A 20,983-nucleotide genomic window follows, 5' to 3' on the forward strand; every position below is an offset into this window, starting at 1 on the left:
GAGATCGGAGACATGCGCGAAGCCCGCACGCCGAGGATGAGGGCTCGGCATGCGGGCTTCGTGGTGAGGATTCCTCAGAGACCCAGGTTGATGGCGACACTCAAGAAGTCGCCGCCGAATGCGTAGAAGTTGTTGAACAGCTGAGTGAATCCTTCGAGCATGATGGGTGATCCTGTCGTTCGGTGTTCCGGTGGAGATGCGCTCCGTTCGGCGCAACACAACAGTGGCATCCCCGGTCCATCCGGTGTCTGTTCCGAATCAGCATTTCAGCAGCTAGATGGCCGAAAATCGACCTTCCGTTCCGGACGGATCACGGCTCGCAGGCGCTGGTGAACTCGGTGTTCCACTGCGGAATTTCGGCATCGATCTCGGTCCCGCGGCTCGCGGTGCAGACCCGCTCGGCCGCCGCGGCGGCGTCGGTGTGCCACCACCGCAGCACCGCGTCCTCGCCGCCCGCGCCGAGCATGCCCCTCGGGTTGAAGGCCACCCGCCAGCGCACGATCCCGGGCGGGGCGAGGGAGCCGCCGACGGCCTGGGGCGCGCGGGGATTCTCGACCGACCAGAGCCGGACAGCCTGATCGTCGGAGCCGGTGGCCAACAGGTGCGAGGTCGGATCGAAACTCACCGAGCGAATGGTGCTCGCGTGCCCACCGATCTCGGCCATGGCGTCGAGATGGTCCCCGGAGACGCGCAGGATGCGCACGATCTGGTCGTCGCCCGCGGTGGCCAGCAGGGCGCCGTCGGCGCTGATCGACAGCGCGTTCACCGAGCCGCCGTTCTCGGCGACCACGGTCGATCGGGTGGCGCCGTCGAGATCCCATCGGTGGACGCGGCGGTCGGCCGATGCCGCGTACACCGTCGACCCGTCGGGGGCGAACAGCGCCGCGTTCACCCAGCCCCCCGGTCCGGTCAACGGCGCGGGGCGGGGGATCGGGGCGGCGCGATCGGCCAGGTCCCACACCTGCATGCTGACGTCGTCGTAGGCGGTGACCAGCAGCCGTGAGTTCGGTGCGAAGGCCAGTTCGTGGGCGTAGCGGGCGCGGGGAATCGGCAACGTGGTCAGGCGGCGCGGCGCGGCGGGGTCGCTCGTGTCGAACAGGGCGACGTCACCGGTGTCGAGGAAGGTCACCGCGAGGGTCCGGCCGTCCGGTGCGAGCGCGACGTTCTCGACCCGCACATCGTCGGCGAGCGGCAGTACCGTCGACAGCGGTCGTGGGGTCGCGCCGGTGGTGTCCCACAGCAACACCTGGCCATCCCACGATCCGGTGGCCATCAGCTGTCCGGACGCGTCATAGCTCGGCGCCTGGACCAGGCGGGTATGCCCGGTGACCACGGCCGACGACAACGTCCAGACCTGGAGATTGCCCGCCTGACCACCGGTGAGGACGGTCGAATCGTCGAGGAAGGTCACCGTGGCGAGCGCACCGCGACTGCCGTTCATCGGCTGCCCGACCTGAACGGGATCGCGCGGATCGGTGACGCTCCACAGTTCGGCGGTCCCGTCGCGGGCCGCGGTGGCCAGGGTCCGGCCATCGAGGGAGAAGGCCAGCGACCACACCGCGGCGGCATGCGCCGAGATCGGCGCGCTCGTCGCGACGATGTGGTCGCGATCGCGCAGTGACCACAGCTGAAAGGTCTGGTCGTCGCTGCCGGTGGCCAGGGTCGACCCGTCCGGGCTGAAGGCAACGGCGTGCACGGTGAGCGCCTGGTCGGCCAGTGGCGCGCCGAGCATGCTCGCGCGGTCGGGATCGGTGACGTCCCACACGCGGGCGGTGCGGTCATCGCTACCGCTGACCAGGGTGTTCCCATCCGGTGCGAAGGCCACGGTGCGCACCGGGCCGCCATGGCCGGTCAGCGTTCGCGTCGTTCCGGTGACCAGATCATGCAGCCGGACCGTCCGGTCGTCGCCCGCCGTCGCGAGCCACCGGCCGTCCGGACGGACGGCGACCGCGTAGACAGTGCCCCGATGACCGAGGTCGATATCGGGGCCGGCCACCGGACGCTCGGCATCGGCCACATCCCAGCGATACACCAGACCGGCGCCGCCGCCCGCGTACACGGTCCGGCCGTCAGGGGAGAAGGCGACCGACGCGACCCATGATCCGGTGCTCAGCGGTGCGCCGACCGGGACGAGGCCGTGCTCGGCGCTACGCCGCCACAACCGGACGGTGTTGTCGTAACCCGCCGAGGCCACCAATCCGGTGCTCGAGCGCGCCGACCCGTAGATCGCGCCCTGATGCGCGGACACCGTCGCGGCCAGCGGGGACGACTGGGAGGCCAGCAGCAGTCCGCGGGCGCGCGGATCGCCCGGTCGTTCGACCTGTGACACCACCGCGAGCTGAGCCGATTCGGTCGAATCCGTGGCCTGGTCGCGTTCGGATGCCGCGAGCAGCGCGGCGTACTGCGCGTCGGCGCGTTCGCGCTCGGCCCGTTGACTCTGGCGCATCGACACCACCGCCAGCGCCGATGTCACCAGCGCCGCGAAGACCAGCACCAACACCAGCACGCGTTTGGCGGCCGTTTGCCGCCGCCGGACGGCCGTAGCCGCGTCGAGGAATTCGTTGCCATCCGCCGAGAGAGCGTGCGGTGTTCGGGCACGCAATTCCCGCGCCACCGTCAGCCGGCTGCCCCGGTAGAGCAGCGACCGGTCCCGGCCGGAGCCCGTCCATTCCTCGACATCGGTGTGCAGCCGATGCCGGATGATCGCGTCCTCGCGGTCCTCGTCGATCCATTCGGCCAGCCGCGGCCATGCCCCGATCACCGCGTCGTGCGCCAGCGACGTGCCGTAGGCATCGTGGGTGATGATCCTGGCCTCGGCCAGCGCGGCCAGTACCCGCCCGGCCGACGACGGATCGGCGCATCGGCGGACGAGGGCGTCGCGATCGACGTGGCGTCCTACCGCCGTCCCGTCCGGCACCGGCGTGACCAGGTGCAACAGGATGGTGCGCGCGGTCTCGCGCTCCTGCGGATCGAAGGACTCCCACTGCTGTTCGGCGCTGGCGGCGATGGCGCCGCGTACCCCGCCCGCCTGTTCGTAGGCGCGGACCGACAGCACATTGCCGTCGCGGAACTGCCAGGTACTGCGCAGCGCGTGGGCGAGTAAGGGGAAGGTACCGGCGCGGATCGCGGTGTCGTGGCCGCGGACGCCGAGGTCGGCCAGCATCAACTCCACGAGTCCGTCGCCGACGCCGAGCCCCTCTTTCTCCGCGGGTTCCACGATGGCCGCGGTCAGGGCCTGTGCCGTCGGCGGGCCGAGCACCATCTGATGGGTCTCCAGCAGGGTCGCCAGTGCCGGATGCCGGGACGCGTGAGTGTAGAAGTCGGCGCGCAGGGACATGACCACGCCCGCGCACCGACCCGGCCGCGCCGGTCCCGCGACGGTCAGCGTGCGCAGAATCTCCAGGTAGCGATCGGCGCCCGCGTCGTCGAAGGGCGGCAGGAACAGTTCCTCACACTGGTCGACGACCAGCACATACGGTTTCTCGGCGGCCCGATCGTGTGCCCAGGATTCGAGTTCGTCGGCGGGCACCGAGGCCGGTGTCACCAACAGCACGTCGAATTCGTCCCGGATCCGGGCGGCGAACCCGGCCTGCAGCAGCGAGGACTTCCCGACCCCGGAGTCGCCGACGAGGATCAGCGGCTCGCCGGTTCCTAGGTTCTGGGTGAACCACGCTCGCATCGCCTCGACCTGTTTGTCGCGCCCCGCGAAATACTCCGAATCGGCGATGGTCAGCGCGGCCAGACCCGGATAGGGACAGACCGTCGAGTTCGCCGTCCGGTTGCCGGTGGGTTCCTGTTGCGCGCGTGACCACAGTTTCCGCCAGGCGGTCGCCGAGTAGAGGCCGGGTAGTTCGGGCTCGGGCCGGTTCGCGCGGGCGGCGGGAACGAGCACGCTCAGCACCGCGGACAGGCCGTCGAACTTCGCGGGCACGCTCTTTCCGAGCCGCCAGTCCGAGATCCGCTGGGCGCTGACCTCGCGGGCGCGCGGATTGCGGGCGCGGATCTCCCGGGTCGCGCGGGCGCTGACAGCCTTCAACGGCGGCGCTCCGGCGGCGGTGTAGAGCAGCTCGAGCCGATGCGCCAGGTCGGCGCGGATGGTACTCACCGCTGCTCACTCCCGTTGGACACGCCATGACATCACCTCGATGCTACGGATTTGCTGGAGCGCGCGGTATGTCGTGGCTGTCACAATCGCCGGTGTGCCGCAACGGCGGGATACGGCCGAAATAATGGCGGTCAGGCGGTGAGTTCGCGTTGGAGCGGGGTTCGGAATCGGGGGATGGCTCGGATGTCGCCGAACCAGGTTGTGGTGCGATCTATTTCGATGTCGATCAGCCTGCGGGTGTCGGCGTCCACGTCCTCGAGCAGGCGGGTGACCACTTCGCCGTCGGGGCGTTGAGCCCAGCCGCCCACGATGCGGCCGTCGGCCCAGATGGATGGGCCGATATTGCCGTTGGTGTCGAAGAGGGCGGGGGTGTGGGGGCCGAGGAACCAGCCTCGGGATTGCCAGCCCATGGGGGTGGGGTCGAGGGCCGGGAGCAGCGCTGCCCAGGGTTCGGGGGTGGGGACAGGGGCGAGGTCGTCGGCGAGGACCAGGCCGGGGGTGCCGTCGAGGTCCACCTCGACGGTGTCCAGCTCGGCCAGTGCCTTCCTGACGTCGCCGAGGGTCCAGCCGGTCCACCACTTCAGGTCCGTGATCGGGGCGGGGCCGAAGGCGTACAACCACTGACGCACCAGTTCGGTGCGCGCCTCGGCGGTCGGCAGTGGTGAAAACCCCTGGGGGAGCCAAGTTTCCACGGGGGACCAGGTGTACTGGCTGCTGGTCCAGCTGCCGTTCGGACGGCCGCGCACTATTCGGCCCTCCGCGCCGAGCACCACCAGCACCCAGGTGGTGATGCTGGTCGGCTTGGAATAGGACTTTCCGGGGGCGGCGTCGATCTGGGTGCGCAGACGCGGCACATCCTTGCTCAGCTGGACTCCGGTTGCCGCGCCGCGAGTCAGCAGCGCCGCGTGGGTCTCGGCTTCGACGTCGGCAAGCCACGTCGCGACGTCGCCCTCGACGACGCCCGCCTGCTCGATATAGCGACCGTACGTGCGGCGTTGCTTATGGGCCAGCGCATCGCAGGTGGATGCCTGCAGCACGGGGAGTAACCCGGTCGGCGCGACGAACATCGTGCGGCGCATGGCCAGCATGCGAACCAGGGCCCGGTCGTCGTACAGCGCCTTCTCGACATCGGCGGGCGTGAGATCGATGCCGCGTGCGCCGACCGACAGGTACACCGTCGCCGGGTCGGTGGCGTGCAGCACCACCATCGAACGGGCGATGTCCACGGGGTCGTTCGAACGGGCCGACGGCGCGAGCCGATGCCTGGTCGCCAGCCGGGCGCGACGCTGCGCGGTATCGATCGAGAGCATGAGCGGATCGTAGGCGGGGGCTCCGACAATCACGGCGTACGCCCGAGTCGAGCTACATCGGCGGTAGTGGGCGGGCGAGACCGTCGAGGAACGCGGCAGCGGCGCGATGAGAACCCAGACGGACGAAGGTGAGATGCCGATATGCCGGGTCATGCTGCGCCGCGAGGTAGTTCGCCCGGTTCCTCGCGTGGGTCGTCCAAGCCCACACGATCACCGATCGTGCCGGGTCGAGCGAGATCACTTCGCGCCAGTGCTCCCGGTTGCCGTTCCACAGCTCGCGCCCGGTCAGCGCGCGGGCGACGGTGCGGCGGACGATCTGGCGCATCACCAGTGACCGGGGTAGGTCGAAATAGGCCACCGCATCGGCGCGTCGCCACACCAGATCACCGAGTTTGCCCCGGTAGTTGCCGTCGACCACCCAGGCGTCCCCGGCGATCCGCTCGGCCACCGCGGCCCGGAATTCGGGCGCGGCCATCGGTGTCCAGTTCGCCTGATGATGGATCGCGTCGAGTTCGATGTGCGGGATGTCGAGCCGCCGCGAGATCTGCCGGGCCAGCGTGCTCTTGCCCGACCCCGAAGTCCCCATCACCACGATTCGTCGCATCACAGCCACCATGGCATTATCCACGGTAGTTCGGCCTGGCTCGCGGATTCGCCTCGGCGGCAACGTATTCGCGGCTGCGGACCGCACGGTTGTCGATTTCGTCACCGGGCGTGAATCTCGTTGCTATCGTCCGCTCATGAACGCAGCGCCACCGGTTGCCACTGCGGCGGATTTGGGGGTGGACGACGAGGAGCGGCCCGCTCGGGTGCTCTCCGGATTCCCGGGTCGGCTGGTCGGTGTCGTCGCGCTCGGACTCGCGCTGCTGTCGGTGTGGCAGGTGTTTCGGCCCTTGGCGCAGGGCAGCCAGTACTACCTGGTCATCTTCCTGGCTGTCGCGCTGCCGCTGGTGTACCTGAGCTATCGGTCGTGGTGGGGTCCGCTCGATCGGGCCGACGGGCCATCGGTGCTCGACTGGGTGCTGGCCGTGATCACCCTGGTGGTCTGCCTGTATCCGGTGCTGCCGATGCGAATCGGTGACGCGGGTGGTGGATACGACGCGTTTCTCGATCGGCAGGGGATGCTCGCGCCGCTCGACGTCGTGATGGGCGGGTTGCTGTTGGTACTCGTGCTGGAGGCGTGCAGGCGCACCACCGGGGTGATCCTGCCGGTGGTGTGTCTGGTGTTCCTCGGGTACGGGTACTACGGCGGTCTGCTGCCACAGGATTGGTCGATCGCGCACGCCGGCCTCGACGTCGATCAGATCGTCGACGCGCTGTACAACTCCGGCAGCGGCTTCTACGGCACCCCGTTGGATGTGGCCGCCAGCTACATCGTGTTGTTCACGCTGTACGGAGCGGTACTCGAATTCTCCGGTGCGGCAAGGTTCTTCGTCGATCTGTCGGTGTCGCTGTTCCGTCGCTCGCACAGCGCGGCGGGGCGCACGGCGGTGGCGTCGGGGTTTCTGCTCGGGACCGTTTCGGGGTCGGGGACCGCGACCGCGGTGAGCACCGGCGCGGTGACCTGGCCGATTCTGCGCAAGGCGGGCTACCGGCCCGAGCAGGCGGGTGGGATGCTCGCGGCGGCGGGCGTCGGTGCGATTCTGTCGCCGCCGACGCTGGGCGTCGCGGCCTTCATCGTCGCCGAGTACCTCGACGTGTCGTACGTGACGGTGCTCGGGTGGGCGCTGATCCCGACGCTGCTGTACTACCTGGGCATTTTGCTGTCGGTCGAGATCGATGCCCGCCGGATCCACGCGGACGGGCGGGCGCTCGCGGATCCGGCCGACGGTCGGCTGCCGACACCGTGGTGGAAGTTGCTGGGGCGCTTCGGGTATCACTTCTCGTCGCTGATCGTGATCGTCGTGCTCCTGCTGGTCGGCGTGAGCGCGACCCGTGCGGTTGTGTACGCGACGGTGCTCGCCTTGCTGCTCGCGATCCCGGACCGGATGCTGCGCGGTGCCGCGGCGACCGATGCGGCGTCGGCTGCGGCCGCCGACCGCACGACGACGCCCGCTGGACAGCGCGTGACGGAGTCAGCCGAGGCAGGCCCGGCCACCGCGGATCGGCGTCGCTGGTCAGGCGAGAGCGCGCTGCGGTTCGTGATCGAGGCCCTGCGCTCGCTGTCGTACGGGATGCGCGCGGCGCTGCCGGTGGTCGCGGTGTGCGCGGCGGCGGGCGTGATCACCGCGATGACCACCAAGACCGGCCTCGGCGCGCAGGTGGCCGCGCTCCTGGTCAAGGCCGGATCGGCGCTGTCCGACGATCCCGCCGTCGTCTTGGCCGGCACCGCGGTGCTGGCGGCGATCGCGTTGTCGCTGCTGGGTCTCGCGGTTCCGGTGACGGCGTCGTTCGTCATCGGGTGGGTGATCATCGGGCCCGCGCTGCTCGACCTCGACGTCGCCGCACCCGCCGCCGCCATGTTCGTCTTCTACTTCTCGGTGCTCTCGGAGGTGACGCCGCCGACCGCGCTGGCCGCTGTCGGCGCGGCCGCGGTGACCGGGGCGAAGGCCATGCCGACGATGTGGCACGCACTGCGGTACGCGCTGCCCGCGTTCCTGGTGCCGCTGATGTTCGTGCTCACCGATTCCGGGCAGCACCTGCTCGGGCGTGGTGCGGTGCTCGACGTGCTGTGGGTGAGCGCGGCCGCCTGCGTCGGCGTCGCGGCGCTGGCGGCGGCGACCGGCGGGTGGCTGTTCGGAATCGGCGCGATCGGTCCGATCGTGCGCGGCATCGCTGCCGTGGCAGGCCTGATCCTGCTGTATCCGGATCCGGTCGCCACCGGGATCGGGCTCGGCGTGCTGGTCGTCGCGGTGGCGGCGGGCCTGCTCGGCCGGGCGCACAGAACATCCACGGACACAGCGTGATCCGCGGGAATCGACAGGCGGCCCGGCCGTCGACGGAAGGGGACCTCATGGTCAGAACAATGGTCGCCGTGGTCGCGGCCGCCGCGTTGCTCACCGGCTGCGGCGGTCGACAGGACGCCCCGACCGCCGACGCGGGCGGCGAGGTGACCTGCGCGGTGCAGCAGGACACCAGGATCGGCATCGCCACCGGCAACGCGACCGGCGTGTACTTCGCGCTCGGCAACGCCTACGCCGAGCAGATCTCGGCCGTTACCGGCGGCACGGTGAAGGCCACCGCGGCCGAGACCGGCGCCTCGGTGCAGAACATCCAGCAGGTGGTCGGCGGCACCTATCAGGTGGGCTTCTCGCTCGCCGACTCCGCGGCCGACGCGGTCGCGGGCACGGGCAGCTTCACCAGCGCGCAGCCGATCCGCGCGCTGGCCAGGCTCTACGACAACTACACCCAGGTCATCGTGCGCACCGACGCCGGCATCAACTCCCTCGCCGACCTGCGCGGCAAGCGGGTCTCCACCGGCTCGCCCAAATCAGGTACCGAGGTGATCGCCCAGCGCGTGCTGCAAGCCGCGGGTCTGAACCCCGACAGCGATGTCGCCGCTCAGCGCCTCGACCTCACCAAGACCGTCGACGGGCTGAAGGAAGGTTCCATCGACGCGATGTTCTGGTCCGGTGGCTTGCCCACACCGGGCATCACCGACCTGTTCACCACCGCTGGGGACAAGGTCGGTTTCCTCGACATCACCGGCGTGCTGCCGAAACTGAAGGAGATCAACCCCGTCTACGAGCGGGGCTCGATCCCGGCCGCCACCTACGGGCTGCCCGCCGACGCGCCGACCATAGTGGTGCCCAACCTGCTCGTGGTGCGCGAGGACCTCGACGCGAACCTGGCTTGCGTGCTCACCGAGACCTTGATGGATCGCAAACCCCAACTGGAACAGGCCAATCCGGCCGCCAAGGGGATCGATGCCGACACCGCGAGCAAGACGGCGCCGGTGCTGTTGCATCGCGGGGCGGAGGTCGCGCTGCGCTGAGGTCACCGCGAACGGATCCATCTTGTTCCGGCTGTCCCGGCGGCCCCGCACCGTGGGGGCTGCGGGGCCGTGTCTGTCGGAGAGGGAACGCGCGACAATGTGCTGGACCCCGGTCCGCGGGTGACGGACAATCGCGACATGAAGCGGGTCGGGGTCGTCGTGGCGGTGTGCGCGTTGCTGGTCGCGATGTCGGCCGTGGTCGGACCCGCCGTGCGCGCGCAACCACCGTGCGCACCGGGCGTGGACCTGCGCCAGGTCGCGATCACCGTGGACGGCGAGCGGGCGACCGGACGCGTGTACGAGCCGTACCGCTGTGTCCCCGGCGACAGCCCGGCCACGAAACTCGTGGTCGCGGTGCACGGGCACGGGGGATCGTCGGCCGACTTCGCCCCGTATATGGCCGCGCTCGCGCGCACCGGCGGGTCGCCGATTCTGCTCATGGACCTGCGCAGCGCCGACGGACCGTGGCGCACCGGCGACTGGAATCTCTGGGCGGGCTGGCACGACCTGGTGGCGGCGACGCAGTGGTATCGCGGTGAGCATCCCGATATCGCGTCCACCGTGCTGTGGGGGTGGAGTCAGGGCGGGATCACCAGCGGGCTCGCGGTGGCACACGGGCCGCCCGGGCTGTTCGACTACTGGGTCGACAACTACGGCCCCTCCGACGATTTCACCATGTGGGCGGCCGCGGGCTCGGTGGATCCCGCGCTGCCGCGCCAGATCGAACGCGACGCGGGCGGCTGCGTGCCGATGATCTGCCCGCTCGCCTACATCGAGCGCTCGCCCGCGCTGCTCGCCGACCGGTTGACCATGCGCAGGGCCTTCCTGATCCACGGCACCGCCGACGCCATCGTGCCCTTCGCCACCAGTGTGGAACTGCGCGCGGCGCTGACCGCGGCGGGCAAACCGTTCTCCTTCTACACCGTGGTCAGCGGGCGCGACCTGACCGGCGCGATCGTCGCGGGTGATCACTCTGTCGGACCCGCGCTGTTCGAGGGCGGATGTGTGGTGTTGCGCCTGCTCGCGGGCGCCGAGCCGCTCGCGCCGCAGGTCAGCGACTATGTCGTCGATGTCGAGCGCGGCGTGGTCACCGCGCCGCCCGCGCCCGAGGGTGCCAAGTGCGCTGCCTGAGCGCGGTGGGAACAAAGGTTCGATGAGCCACGGTTGTGCGAGGGACACCGACCGGAAACGAGGACGCGATGACCGATGATCACGGCTGGCAGGGCGACGAGCTGGATCTCGACGCCTATCTGTCCAGGATCGGCTACGACGGGCCGCGCACGGCATCGGTCGACACCCTGCGCGCCCTGGTGCGCGCGCATACGACCACCATCCCGTTCGAGAACCTGGAGATCATCCTCGGTCGCGACATCCCGCTGGATCTGAAAGCCTTGCAGGACAAGCTTATCCGTCGCCGTCGTGGCGGCTACTGCTACGAGAATGTGGGGATCTTCGCCGCCGCGCTCGAACGGTTCGGATTCAGTGTCGCGGGACTCAGCGGGCGGGTCACCTACGGCGTGGCCGACACCGGCGCACTGCGGCCGGCGACCCACGCGCTACTGCGCGTGACCACACCCGATGACGACCGGGTCTGGGTCTGCGATGTCGGTTTCGGATTCGGACCGCTCGCACCGTTCGAGCTGGTCGAGGGCGGCGGCGAATTCCTGATCGGCGACTGGCGCTACCGGCTGGAGCACAGAGCCGATGAGCTGTGGGTGCTGTTCCAGTTCAGCCGCGACGGCTGGATCGACCGCTACACCTTCACCGAGAACCCGCAGTTCCGCATCGACTACGCGGTCGGCAACCACTTCGTGTCGACCTCGCCACGGTCACCGTTCACCACCCGCCCCTTCCTCCAGCGATTCCTGCCCGATGTCCACCACGTGCTCGACGACCTGACGCTGAGCGCGGAATATCCCGACGGTACGGCCACCTCGCGTGATCTCGATCCCACGGAGCTGCCCGAAGTGCTGGCGAAGGTGTTCGACATCGACCTCGACGAATCCGATGCCACCACCCTGACGACCACGCCCTGGCGAATCGGATAACACCCTCCCCACACGGCACGGCGGTTTGCTTCCTGGGTGGCGCTACGGCAAATTGATGGTTACTTGCCGGGAAACAATTCCTTTGTGGGGGCCGATTCTGTGGGGTCGTTGGTGCCGAACGTTCGGACCGCATCGCCGGTTGTGGCGGGTGCGACGGTCGAGGGCACCGTGGAACGGCGTCGGGATCTGGACGGATTGCGCGGGGTAGCGATCGCGTTGGTGGTGGCGTTCCACGTGTGGGCGGGCCGCGTATCCGGCGGTGTCGATGTCTTTCTCGTGCTGTCGGGTTTCTTCTTCACCGGCGCGGTGGTGCGCGGGGTGGAGCGGCGCGGCGGGGCGTCCGCGGCGGACACGGCGCGACGGACGCTGCGCAGGTTGATGCCGTCGTTGGTCGTGGTGTTAGCCGCGATTCTGGTCGCCACGGTGGTGTTGCGGCCGTATACCCAACTCGGTGCGGCCGCCGCGCAGACGCTGGCGTCGATGTTCTACGGCCAGAACTGGTATCTGGCCACCGCCGAACTGGACTATCTCTCACCCGATCCCTCGGTGAGTCCGCTGCAGCACCTGTGGTCGATGTCGGTGCAGGGGCAGTTCTACCTGGCGATTCTCGCGCTGCTGGCGGGCTGGGCCTGGCTGCGCCGGCGCGGTTCGGCCGGGCGGCTCACCCTGCTGACCGTGCTGGCCGGGCTGGCGGCGCTGTCGTTCTGGTACGCGGCGTCGGGCACCGCGCAGCACCAGGCCTGGACCTACTACGACAGCATCGCGCGCGGTTGGGAGCTGCTGGCCGGTGCGATGCTGGCCGTCGCGGCGCCCTGGCTGCGGATCCCGAACCGGCTGCGTGGGCTCGCCGCCGCGATCGGGCTGGCCATGGTGCTGGCGTGCGGTCCGCTGTTCGACGGCGCCAATCAGTTCCCCGGCGTGGCCGCCCTCTGGCCGGTGGCGGCCGCCTGCCTGGTGATCGTCTCGGGGATCGGCGTGGCCGCGCGGGCATGGCCCAACCGGCTGCTGGCCGGACGGTTCTGCACCGAACTCGGCGCGCTGGCCTATCCGCTGTACCTGTGGCACTGGCCGATCCTGATCTTCTACCTCGGTGAGACCGGGCGGGCGAACGCGGGCGTCGTCGACGGTGTGGTGGTGATCGGCGCCTCGCTGGTCCTGGCCTACGCGACCACCCGGCTGATCGAGACGCCACTGCGCATGCCGCCGCGGGGTCGGCAGGTCGAGAGCCCCACGATGACCGGCGCCCTCGTCACCGCCACCGCGGTCGCGGTCCTGATCGCCTCGCTCGGCTGGCAGGTGGTGCTCGTGGCCAACCCGGCCGTGCCGCCGCAGGCACTGGACACCCACCGCTATCCGGGCGCCGCCGCGCTGCTCACCGGCGCCGACTACTCGCCGGAACCCATGCGGCCCACCGTCTTCGAAGGACAGGCCGACACCCCGTCGCCGACCACCGACGGCTGTATCACGCCCAACCGGGAAGTCCGCGTCTGCACCTACGGTGACCCGACCGCCGCCCGCTCGATCGCGCTGGTCGGCGGGTCGCACTCCGAGCATTGGCTGCCCGCGCTGGAACCGCTCGCCCGCGAACACGGGTTCCGGGTGGTGTCCTATCTCAAGGAGGGCTGTCCGGTCGTTCTCGCCGATCAGCCGTCCTACGCCGAGTGGCCGTTCCCCGAATGCCACGAGTGGTCGGTCGAGGTGCTCGACCGGCTGGCCGCCGACCCCCCGAACTGGGTGCTGACGCTGTCCACCCGCTACCGCCAGAACGGCACCGGCGACGAGGTGCCCAACGAATACCTCGAGGTGTGGACGGCCCTGCAGGACCGCGGCCTCAACGTGCTCGCCCTGCGGGACACGCCGCGGTTGCGTCGCGACGGTGTCCTCTACCGCGCCACCGATTGTCTGGCCCACCGCGGTGACCCCGACAGCTGCGGGCTCGATCGCACCGACGTTCTCGATCCGCACGATCCCGCCGAGGAACCGGCGGCCGGCTACCCGAATGTCCATCGGCTCGACCTGTCCGACGCGGTCTGTCGACCGCAGCGCTGCCGGGTGGTCGAGGGAAATGTGCTCATCTATCGCGACGAACACCACCTGACCGCCAGCTACGCTCGCTCGCTCGCGCCCGAACTCGGCCGCCAGATCGGGGCGATCACCGGCTGGTGGTAGCGGATGGGCCCGTCACAGCAGAAACGACAACCCCACCGGTACCACGGATCGGGCTAGTCTCGGACCCGTGCGCACACCACGGAAGGCATCGGTCCTGCTCGTCGCGCTCGCCGCGCTGCCCCTGGCTTGCTCCTCCGGTCCCGACCAGCCGCAGACGGTCGCCGAATCCTTCGCCGCCGCGCTCACCAGCGGCGACGCGTCCGCCGCCGCGGCACTCACCGACGCACCGGAGCAGGCCCGCCCGGTCCTGACCGCGCTGTTCGACAACCTCGGCAAGAACGACACGGTGCGGGTGTCGTCGACCGACGACAAGTCCTTCACCCTGGAATCCACCTGGAAATTCGGCCCCGACGGCGCAAACGTGTGGACCTACGCGAGCGCGGGCACCACCACCGGCGACGACGAGTGGAAGATCGCCTGGCAGCCGAGCACCGTCGCGCCCGGCCTCGACCTCGGCGCGCTCAGCTACAGCCCGGTCGCGGCGAAACCGGCCCGCGTACTCGATGCCTCCGGCGGTGACCTGATGACCCAGCAGGTGGTGACGTTGGTGAACGTCGCACCCGACGCCGACCTGCCCGCCGTCGCCGCGCTGCTCGCGCCGCAGGGCGTCACCGAGACCACGCTGCGGACAGATCTCGGTGCGGCGCAGGGCAAACCGATCACCGCCGTCGCCCTGCGCGAGAGCGACATCGCGCCGGTGCGGCAGACGCTGACAGGTGTGCGCGGGGTAACGCTCGCGCCGCAGACCCGGTTGCTCGCCGTCGACAAGACCCTCGCCGGACCGAGCCTCGGGGGACTGGCCGAGATCTGGCAGGAGCAGGCCGACGCCGCCGCGGGCTGGGCGATCCGCGCGCAGACCGCCGAAGGCACCCAGCGCATCGCCGGACCCGACGCGTTGCCCACCGCCGACATCCCCAGCACCCTCGACATCGACCTCCAGCACGCCGCCGAGGACGCGCTCACCCCGATCGCCACACCGGCCGCCATCGTCGCGTTACGCCCCTCGACCGGCGAGGTGCTCGCCGTCGCCCAGAACGCGCCCGCCGACGCTGCGGGCCCGATCGCGCTCACCGGGCTCTACCCGCCGGGCTCGACGTTCAAGACCGTCACCGTCTCTGCGGCACTGCAGGCCGGCGGCCTCACACCCGACTCCGTACTGCCCTGCCCCGGCCGTGCCACCATCGAGGGCCGCACGATTCCCAACGACAACGGCTTCGACCTGGGTATGGTGCCCCTGCACACCGCGTTCGCACGCTCGTGCAACACCACGATGGCCGAGTTGGGAGTGAGATTGCCTGCCGACGGACTCACCGCGGCCGCCCAGCAGCTGGGTCTCGGGGTGGATTATGTGACACCCGGCTTGACGACTGTCACCGGGAAAGTCCCCGCCGCCGAAAGTCCGGCGCAGCGGGTCGAATCGAGCATCGGACAGGGCACGGTGACGGCGTCGCCGTTCGGCATGGCGCTGGTCGCGGCCTCCCTCGCGCACGGATCCGCCCCGGCTCCGAGCATCATCCGGGGTCGTCCCGGTACCGCCGATCGACCGTCGGCGCCGGTGCCCGCGACGGTGATGTCGCAGCTGGAGACCATGATGGGCGAGACGGTGAGTGCCGGAACGGCCACCGCGCTGCGGGATATCCCCGGTCTGCTCGGCAAGACCGGTACCGCCGAGTACCTCGACGACACCCACGCCCACGGCTGGTTCGTCGGCATCGACGGTGACCTGGCGTTCGCGGTGTTCGTCGCCGACGCCGGGAGCTCCGGACCGGCGGTCGAGGCAGCGGGACGGATGCTACGTGTGACACCATGAGTCGTCTTTCCCCCCGCAGGCGAGCAATCCCCCCGCTGCCGCACGCGGTCATCACACAGCCAGCTACAATCGGCGGCGGACCATACCCATGGTCAATACGCGGGATGTCACAATTTCGAGAAGGTTCGGAGTAGGCGCCATCGATACCGGTCAGAAGATCGCGGAGCATTACCGCCTGGTCGAGCGTATTGGTAGCGGCGGCACAGGCGTTGTATGGCGTGCTGTCGACGAACGCCTCCAACGCTCCGTGGCAGTGAAGCAGATCCACATCAAACCCAGCTTGCCCGAGGGCGAGCGGGATGTGTTGCGCCAGCGCGCGATTCGGGAGGCCCGCAACGCGGCGCGCTTCCAGCATCCCAATGCCATCGTGGTGTTCGACATCACCGAGCACAACGGTGACCCGTGCCTGGTGATGGAGTACCTCAAGTCGGTCAGCCTCGCGGGTGAGCTGGGCCAGAAGGGCCCGCTGCCGCTGCTCGAGGTCGCCCGCATCGGTGAGAAGGTCGCCTCCTCGCTGATCGCCGCGCACCAGGCGGGGCTGGTGCACCGCGACGTGAAACCGGGCAATATCCTGCTCGGCGACCACGGTGAGGTGAAGATCACCGACTTCGGCATCTCCCGCGCGGCGGGCGACGTGACGCTCACCGAGACCGGGCTGATCTGCGGTACCGCCGCCTACCTGGCGCCCGAGGTCGCGCGTGGTGCCGATCCGACCCCCGCCGCCGACGTATTCGCCCTCGGCGCAACGCTTTTCCACGCGCTGGAAGGCGAACCGCCCTACGGCGCCAATGCCAATCCGCTCGCGGTGCTCTACGCCGCCGCGAACGGACAGGTGCGCGAGCCCCACAACGCGGGCCCGGCCACCGACTTCCTGCTCGACCTGCTCAGCCCGGACCCCCTCGACCGTCCGACGATGACCGAGGCCAGGGACGCGCTGGCGGCGTTCGCCGACGACGACAACGCGGTGCCCGCCGGATTCATCCCCGCCAGTGAGGCTTTCAACCGCCGCAACAACGCGGCGACCACGCAGGTGATCCGGCAGTCCGGTGGTCGAGCCTCGCACGCGGGCGCGTCCACCGCCACGACCCGCCAGATCCGCTCGAACCCGCGCCCGCAGGTCCGTCACGACACCGCCGCGCACCCGCACACCCAGGCCCATCCCATGCCCGCCCCTCCGCGTAAGCAGGCAGGCAAGGGGCGCGCGGTGCTGATCGGGTCCGCGGTGGGTGCGGTGGTCGCGGCGGTCGCCATCGCGTTCAGCGCGATGAACAGCTCGGACTCGGATGCGCCGCCGGTGCAGGCCGGTCCGGCGACCTCGGTGCAGTCCTCGGCGGCGCCCAAGCCCAGCGCGGCGGTTCCGCAGCTCGGGCAGGCGAGCAATGTCGGCACCGTCGACATCGGGTCGGCGGGTTTGCTGGTGGAGGACTTCTTCAGCAACCCGTCCGGTTCGTGGTCGCTGCTCACCCCCGCCGCGCAGCAGGTCTACGGCAGTGAGGCCGCGTTCCGTGAGTACTGGAACGCCCGCACCGTCGACACCTTCGCCAGCATCACCGCGGTCAGCGGCAACAACGCCGATGGTTCCACGAATATGCGTCTGGCCAGCATCACCATCAACGGCTCGACCAAGGCGATGGTCATGCGTGTGGTGAGCGCGGGCGGCAGTCTGCGCATCGACGGAGACACCCGCTAGTCGGTGTTCGCGACGGATCCGCCGGTCGGGTCCGTCGCCTCGGCGGGATGTGGGTGGAAAAGCGATGGCTGCCGACCACTAGGCTGGTAGCTGACCTGAGCCCCAGCACAGAACAGGACCGACCCCGATATGACTTCCCGCATCGAGCTCGCCCGCGTCGATTTGCGCGGTCGTACTCCCTCCGCTGCCGAGCTGCGCACCGCGCTGCCGCGCGGAGGGGTCGACGTGGACTCGGTGCTGCATCATGTGCGGCCGGTCGTCGCCGATATTCGTGACCGGGGTGCCGAGGCGGCGCTGGACTACAGCGAGAAGTTCGACGGTGTGCGCCCCACTGTCGTGCGGGTGCCGGTCGGTGAGCTGACCAAAGCCCTGGCCGAGCTGGACCCGGCGGTGCGCGCCGCACTCGAGGTGGCGATCGAACGGACCAGGAAGGTGCACGCCGATCAGCGGCGCACCGACACGGTGACCGAGGTCGTGCCCGGCGGCACCGTCACCGAGAAGTGGCTGCCGGTGGAGCGGGTGGGGCTGTATGTGCCCGGCGGCAATGCCGTGTATCCGTCCTCGGTCGTGATGAACGTGGTGCCGGCACAGGCCGCCGGCGTCGAGTCGCTGGTGGTGGCCTCGCCGCCGCAGGCGCAGTTCGGTGGGCTGCCGCACCCGACGATCCTGGCGGCCGCCGCGCTGCTCGGCGTCGACGAGGTGTGGGCGGTCGGCGGTGCGCAGGCGGTGGCGTTGCTGTCCTACGGCGGTGTCGATACCGATGGTGGGGCGCTGGAACCGGTCGATCTGATCACCGGACCGGGCAATATCTACGTCACCGCGGCCAAGCGGCTGTGCCGTGGGCTGGTGGGCATCGATGCCGAGGCCGGCCCCACCGAGATCGCGGTACTGGCGGACGCCACGGCCGATCCGGTGCACGTGGCCGCCGACCTGATCAGCCAGGCCGAGCACGATGTGCTCGCCGCCAGTGTGCTGGTCACCGATTCGCCCGCGCTGGCCGACGCGGTCGACGCCGCGGTGAACGCTCAGCTCGCCGTGGTCAAGCACCACGATCGGGTGCGAGAAGCGTTGCGCGGCAAGCAGTCCGGCATCGTGCTCGTCGACGACATCGCGCAGGGCCTGCGAGTGGTCGACGCCTATGCCGCCGAGCACCTCGAGATCCAGACCGTCGACGCGGCCGCGGTCGCGGCGCGGGTGCGCAGCGCGGGTGCGATCTTCGTCGGCCCGTGGGCGCCCGTCAGCCTGGGCGACTACTGCGCCGGTTCGAACCACGTGCTGCCGACCGCGGGATGCGCGCGGCACTCCTCGGGACTGAGCGTGCAGACGTTCCTGCGCGGCATCCACATCGTGGAGTACACCGAGGCGGCGTTGAAGGATGTCGCCGGACACGTCGTCGCCCTGGCCGACGCGGAGGATCTGCCCGCCCACGGCCAGGCCGTGCAGGCGCGTTTCGAGGCGCTGTCGTGAGTACTCCCACCGTCCCCGGCGCCTCGGCGACCCTGGACCAGCTACCGCTGCGCGACAACCTGCGGGGCAAGTCTCCTTACGGCGCACCGCAATTGACGGTGCCCGTGCAGCTCAATACCAACGAGAACCCGCACCCGCCGAGCACGGCGCTGATCGACGATGTCGCCGAGTCGGTGCGCGCCGCCGCGGCCGATCTGCACCGGTACCCCGATCGCGACGCCGTCGCGCTGCGCCACGACCTCGCCGAGTACCTGACCCGGCAGACCGGCATCGCGGTCGACACCGCGAATGTGTGGGCGGCCAACGGCTCCAACGAGATCCTGCAGCAGCTGTTGCAGGCGTTCGGCGGACCGGGCCGCAGCGCACTGGGTTTCGTGCCCTCGTACTCGATGCACCCGATCATCTCCGAAGGCATCGACACCGAGTGGGTCGAGGCGAAGCGCAGCGGCGACTTCTCCCTCGACATCGACTACGCGGTGGCGCAGATCGCCGAACGCCGACCCGACGTGGTGTTCGTGACGAGCCCGAACAATCCGACCGGGCACAGCATCGCGATCGACGAGCTCGAGCGGATTCTCGAGGTCGCGACCGGCATCGTCGTGGTGGACGAGGCGTACGGCGAGTTCTCGGCGGTACCCAGCGCGATCACGGTGATCGACCGGTTCCCGACCAAGCTGGTGGTCACCCGCACCATGAGCAAGGCCTTCGCCTTCGCGGGTGGGCGCCTGGGCTACCTGGCCGCCTCGCCGGCGGTGATCGACGCGATTCTGCTGGTGCGCTTGCCGTACCACCTGTCGGTGGTCACCCAGGCCGCCGCGCGCGCGGCGTTGCGTCACGCTGACGAAACGCTCGGCAGCGTCGCGGAATTGGCGGCCCAGCGCGACCGGGTCGCCGCCGCATTGGCCGCGCTCGGGTTCGAGGTGATCCCCAGCGATGCCAACTTCGTGTTGTTCGGCCGGTTCACCGACGCGAGCGCCGCGTGGCAGCACTACCTCGACGCGGGTGTACTGATCCGCGATGTCGGCATCCCCGGGTACCTGCGCGCCACCATCGGTCTCGCCGCCGAGAACGACGAATTCCTGCGCGTGAGCCGCGATATCGCGGGCACCGACCTTACTCACTGAATCCACCTGTGGAGGAACACATCATGAGCAGAACAGCGCGGGTGGAACGCGTCACCAAGGAGTCCTCGATTCTGGTGGAGCTGAACCTCGACGGCACCGGGCAGACCGAGATCTCCACCGGGGTGCCGTTCTACGACCACATGCTGACCGCGCTCGGCGCGCACGCCGGGTTCGATCTGGTCGTGCGGGCCGAAGGGGACATCGAGATCGAAGCGCACCACACGGTCGAGGACACCGCCATCGTGTTGGGCCAGGCGCTCGGACAGGCACTGGGGGACAAGAAGGGGATCCGCCGCTTCGGCGACGCGTTCATCCCGATGGACGAAACCCTCGCGCACGCCGCCGTCGATGTGTCCGGCCGGCCGTACTGCGTGTTCACCGGTGAGCCCGAACACCTCGTACACACCATCATCCCGAGCGCGGGCCCCGGCGCTTCGTACTCGACGGTGCTCAACAAGCACGTCTTCGAGTCGATCGCGCAGAACGCCCGCATCGCGCTGCACGTGCGGGTGCTCTACGGCCGCGACCAGCACCACATCACCGAGGCCGAGTTCAAGGCTGTCGCACGGGCGTTGCGCGTCGCCGTGGAAATCGATCCCAGGGTCACCGGTGTGCCGTCCACGAAGGGTGTGCTGTGAAATCGGTGGTGCTGCTGGACTACGGCTCCGGCAATCTGCACTCCGCCGAACGCGCGCTGGTGCGTGCCGGTGCGCAGGTGCAAGTGACGGCCGATCCCACCGCCGCGCTGGCCGCGGACGGGCTCGTCGTCCCCGGCGTCGGCGCGTACGCGGCCTGCATGGCCGGGCTGCTGTCGGTGCGCGGTGATCGCATGATCGGTCAGCGCCTCGCCGGTGGACGTCCCGTGCTCGGCATCTGCGTCGGCATGCAGATCATGTTCGACCGCGGCGTCGAGTTCGGTGTCGAGACCGAGGGCTGCGGCGAATGGCCCGGCACCGTCGCGGGACTGGACGCTCCGGTCCTGCCACACATGGGCTGGAACACGGTGAAGGCGCCCGCCGACAGCACCCTGTTCGCCGGTATGGACGCCGACACCCGCTTCTATTTCGTCCACTCCTACGCGGCCCAACAGTGGGAACTGCCCGACAACGAGCACATCGCGCCGCCGAAGCTCACCTGGGCCGAACACGGCGTCCCCTTCCTGGCCGCCGTCGAGAACGGACCGTTGTCGGCCACCCAGTTCCACCCGGAGAAGTCCGGCGACGCGGGCGCGCACCTGCTGCGCAACTGGATCGGGTCGCTGTAGTCGGTTTGTCCGCCGTAAGGAGTCTGCAAGCGGCCCCTGCGATCGTTCACGCGTCCTCCTCT

14 protein-coding genes are annotated in these 20,983 nt (G+C 69.8%); 11 read left to right on the forward strand and 3 right to left on the reverse strand.

What is annotated here, in order from left to right; genetic code table 11:
* Positions 1-310: 310 nt before the first annotated feature.
* The 3 genes from NA12_RS30575 to NA12_RS30585 form a co-directional block, all read right to left on the reverse strand.
* Positions 311-4,105, reverse strand: coding sequence for an nSTAND1 domain-containing NTPase (locus tag NA12_RS30575; RefSeq protein ID WP_067459435.1), 3,795 nt, complete (start codon positions 4,103-4,105; stop codon positions 311-313).
* Between the two features lie 131 nt (positions 4,106-4,236).
* Positions 4,237-5,415, reverse strand: a complete 1,179-nt coding sequence (locus NA12_RS30580) for a winged helix DNA-binding domain-containing protein (protein ID WP_067459564.1) — start codon at positions 5,413-5,415, stop codon at positions 4,237-4,239.
* A gap of 52 nt (positions 5,416-5,467) precedes the next feature.
* The gene (locus NA12_RS30585; RefSeq protein ID WP_207905663.1) at positions 5,468-6,019 is read right to left on the reverse strand and encodes a P-loop NTPase family protein; all 552 of its coding nucleotides are present in this window, start codon (positions 6,017-6,019) and stop codon (positions 5,468-5,470) included.
* A 136-nt stretch (positions 6,020-6,155) separates the two neighbouring features.
* Between NA12_RS30585 and NA12_RS30590 the strand changes: the two genes are divergently transcribed.
* From NA12_RS30590 to hisH, 11 genes are all read left to right on the forward strand, one after another.
* Complete coding sequence (locus NA12_RS30590) at positions 6,156-8,321, forward strand: TRAP transporter permease (protein WP_067459440.1); 2,166 nt, start codon at positions 6,156-6,158, stop codon at positions 8,319-8,321.
* Positions 8,322-8,368: 47 nt separating this feature from the next.
* Complete coding sequence (locus NA12_RS30595; RefSeq protein ID WP_067459445.1) at positions 8,369-9,349, forward strand: TAXI family TRAP transporter solute-binding subunit; 981 nt, start codon at positions 8,369-8,371, stop codon at positions 9,347-9,349.
* Positions 9,350-9,487: 138 nt separating this feature from the next.
* Positions 9,488-10,480 (forward strand): alpha/beta hydrolase family protein, encoded by a 993-nt coding sequence (locus NA12_RS30600; RefSeq protein WP_067459567.1) that lies wholly within the window; start codon positions 9,488-9,490, stop codon positions 10,478-10,480.
* Positions 10,481-10,548: 68 nt separating this feature from the next.
* Positions 10,549-11,397 carry an arylamine N-acetyltransferase family protein gene (locus NA12_RS30605; protein WP_067459570.1) on the forward strand — a complete coding sequence of 283 codons (849 nt, stop codon included), beginning with the start codon at positions 10,549-10,551 and terminating at the stop codon, positions 11,395-11,397.
* 108 nt (positions 11,398-11,505) lie between these two features.
* Positions 11,506-13,566 (forward strand): acyltransferase family protein, encoded by a 2,061-nt coding sequence (locus tag NA12_RS30610; protein WP_371856038.1) that lies wholly within the window; start codon positions 11,506-11,508, stop codon positions 13,564-13,566.
* 67 nt (positions 13,567-13,633) lie between these two features.
* Positions 13,634-15,376, forward strand: a complete 1,743-nt coding sequence (locus tag NA12_RS30615) for a penicillin-binding transpeptidase domain-containing protein (protein ID WP_067459450.1) — start codon at positions 13,634-13,636, stop codon at positions 15,374-15,376.
* 88 nt (positions 15,377-15,464) lie between these two features.
* Positions 15,465-17,066: a serine/threonine-protein kinase gene (locus NA12_RS30620; RefSeq protein ID WP_084473245.1), complete on the forward strand. Its 1,602-nt coding sequence runs from the start codon at positions 15,465-15,467 to the stop codon at positions 17,064-17,066.
* Between the two features lie 129 nt (positions 17,067-17,195).
* Entirely contained in the window at positions 17,196-18,533 is a 1,338-nt protein-coding gene (gene hisD / locus NA12_RS30625; protein WP_067459453.1) for a histidinol dehydrogenase, read from the forward strand.
* Positions 18,530-19,657, forward strand: coding sequence for a histidinol-phosphate transaminase (locus tag NA12_RS30630; protein ID WP_067459456.1), 1,128 nt, complete (start codon positions 18,530-18,532; stop codon positions 19,655-19,657). Before hisD ends, NA12_RS30630 begins: the two co-directional genes overlap by 4 nt.
* 20 nt (positions 19,658-19,677) lie before the next feature.
* The gene (gene hisB, locus NA12_RS30635; protein ID WP_132370284.1) at positions 19,678-20,295 is read left to right on the forward strand and encodes an imidazoleglycerol-phosphate dehydratase HisB; all 618 of its coding nucleotides are present in this window, start codon (positions 19,678-19,680) and stop codon (positions 20,293-20,295) included.
* Positions 20,292-20,921: an imidazole glycerol phosphate synthase subunit HisH gene (gene hisH, locus NA12_RS30640; RefSeq protein ID WP_067459459.1), complete on the forward strand. Its 630-nt coding sequence runs from the start codon at positions 20,292-20,294 to the stop codon at positions 20,919-20,921. The genes hisB and hisH overlap by 4 nt, the downstream gene beginning before the upstream one ends.
* Positions 20,922-20,983: the final 62 nt, after the last annotated feature.

The sequence above is a fragment of the Nocardia alba NBRC 108234 genome (assembly GCF_001612665.1).
In the GTDB taxonomy this organism is placed as follows: Bacteria; Actinomycetota; Actinomycetes; order Mycobacteriales; family Mycobacteriaceae; genus Nocardia; species Nocardia alba.

Bases quoted from the DNA above. Each gene is read 5' to 3' on its own strand.
- NA12_RS30580 (WP_067459564.1), bottom strand. From the start codon at position 5,415: ATGCTCTCGATCGATACCGCGCAGCGTCGCGCCCGGCTGGCGACCAGG.
- NA12_RS30585 (WP_207905663.1), bottom strand. From the start codon at position 6,019: ATGCGACGAATCGTGGTGATGGGGACTTCGGGGTCGGGCAAGAGCACG.
- NA12_RS30590 (WP_067459440.1), top strand. From the start codon at position 6,156: ATGAACGCAGCGCCACCGGTTGCCACTGCGGCGGATTTGGGGGTGGAC.
- NA12_RS30595 (WP_067459445.1), top strand. From the start codon at position 8,369: ATGGTCAGAACAATGGTCGCCGTGGTCGCGGCCGCCGCGTTGCTCACC.
- NA12_RS30600 (WP_067459567.1), top strand. From the start codon at position 9,488: ATGAAGCGGGTCGGGGTCGTCGTGGCGGTGTGCGCGTTGCTGGTCGCG.
- NA12_RS30605 (WP_067459570.1), top strand. From the start codon at position 10,549: ATGACCGATGATCACGGCTGGCAGGGCGACGAGCTGGATCTCGACGCC.
- NA12_RS30620 (WP_084473245.1), top strand. From the start codon at position 15,465: ATGGTCAATACGCGGGATGTCACAATTTCGAGAAGGTTCGGAGTAGGC.
- hisD (WP_067459453.1), top strand. From the start codon at position 17,196: ATGACTTCCCGCATCGAGCTCGCCCGCGTCGATTTGCGCGGTCGTACT.